At 37.7% G+C, this 1,643-nt stretch carries 2 protein-coding genes; both read left to right on the top strand.

Translation table 11 applies throughout. The features are described from left to right. Nucleotides 1–9: 9 nt before the first annotated feature. On the top strand, nucleotides 10–1,374 hold the full coding sequence (locus G4P69_RS38025) for an RNA-guided endonuclease InsQ/TnpB family protein (RefSeq protein ID WP_208346177.1): 1,365 nt from the start codon (nucleotides 10–12) through the stop codon (nucleotides 1,372–1,374). A 92-nt stretch (nucleotides 1,375–1,466) separates the two neighbouring features. Further along, nucleotides 1,467–1,643 (top strand): DUF2278 family protein (locus G4P69_RS40855; protein WP_208355133.1); only part of this gene is annotated, 177 nt, incomplete at its 3' end.

Below are 1,643 nucleotides of genomic sequence, written 5' to 3'. Positions count from 1 at the left end.
GAGTAATATATGGTTACTAAACGGCAGACTTTTCGACTGTACCCAAACAAAGAACAAGAACAGAAATTATTTGAAACACGAAGAGTTCATGCATACGTTTACAATGCCTGTATTGCTCATCGTCGTTTTGAGTGGAAGAAAAATAAAAAAACTGTTACTTACTTTGACCAACAAAACTGCTTGCGAGATTTCAAAAAAGAATGGGTAGAGTTTGCTTATATTCATTCTCAAGCAATGCAGGCAACAGTAAAGCGAGTTGATTTAGCTTACAATTCGTTTTTTCAACGTTTACGAGGTTTACCACAATTCAAGTCAATTCGTTATTATTCTGGTTGGACTTATCCAGCTAAATCTGGGTGGAAGGTTAATAGTAATGGCAAACATGGGAGATTGACCTTAAACGACTTAGGTATTACCTTAAAAATGCGAGGTAAGGCGAAAGAGTGGGGAATTCCTACCACGTTAACTATTGTCTACAAACCAAGTAAAAATCAGTGGTTTGCTTCCATAACGGTTGATGTGCCTACCCTTGAGTCTAGGTTTGGTTCTGAATCAAAACTAGAGTATCAAAATGTAGTTGCTTTTGATTTGGGTACTCAAACAGCAATTACTTTATATGATGGCTCTAATTTCGATGCAGTTGAAAATCCTAGATTTACTAAAAGGACTGAACAAAAAATCAAAAAGGTTTCTAAAGAACTTAGGAGAAAACGCGCACCAAATAAAACTAAAAAGATTAAAGCTTCTAATCGTTGGAAAAAGGCAAGAAAACGTGTTTCTAAGCTTCAGGCTAAAGTAGCTTTACAAAGAAAAGATTGGCAGCACAAGGTTACGTCAGATATTGCTAGTCGTTATGACATCGGCGTAACTGAGAAGCTAGAAACGTCTAAAATGACTAGGAAAGCTAAAAAAGGAAGTAAACGAAAAAAACAGAAAGCAGGACTTAATAAGTCTATTCTTTCTGTTGGGTTTGGAACATTGAACCAAATGATTGCTTACAAGATTGAGCAAAAAGGAGGATTGATGCTGATACTTCCTACAAAAAAAATTAAACCATCACAAAGATGCCCTAATTGTGGAAAGATTCATAAGGAATGGGCAGAACTCTCTAACCGATATCACGTTTGTAATAAGTGTAAATTTGAAATACAACGTGACAAAGGTTCGGTGATGGTTATGTACAACGTTGCGACAGGATCGCAACTGGGGGTTGGAACGTCCCTCATAGATGTCGGATTATCAAGCTCTACTGACTCGACCAAGAAGCGTAAGCATACTGGATCGATGAAGCAACTTGGTAAAATGAAGCGTCAAAACTCTACCAATAAAGCGAATGGGGAATTAGAAACCCCATCCGTCTTTACGGTGGGGTAGTTCATTATTACCTTTCACTTTTCCCTTGCCACGGGTGAACATTCTCTGTAATATCTAATGTCGTGTCTAATCACACTTGGAGAATTATCAAGATGCCTCTTAAAAATGGTTACGCGGTACTCAAAGGACATGTGATTAGTGGTGTTCCTGCAAAACCTGGTAAGGATCACTATTCAGTTCACGTAATAGATGATGAGAAAGACTATCGGATAGCAATAAACGTTCGCTCAAATGCCAGGAACTTTGGTAAAGATTTGTGGTTTTTCCTG

The organism is Aetokthonos hydrillicola CCALA 1050 (genome assembly GCF_017591665.1).
Classification (GTDB): Bacteria; Cyanobacteriota; Cyanobacteriia; order Cyanobacteriales; family Nostocaceae; genus Aetokthonos; species Aetokthonos hydrillicola.
This window is presented reverse-complemented; position numbering and strand designations above follow the sequence as displayed.

Bases quoted from the DNA above. Each gene is read 5' to 3' on its own strand.
- G4P69_RS38025 (WP_208346177.1), top strand. From the start codon at position 10: ATGGTTACTAAACGGCAGACTTTTCGACTGTACCCAAACAAAGAACAA.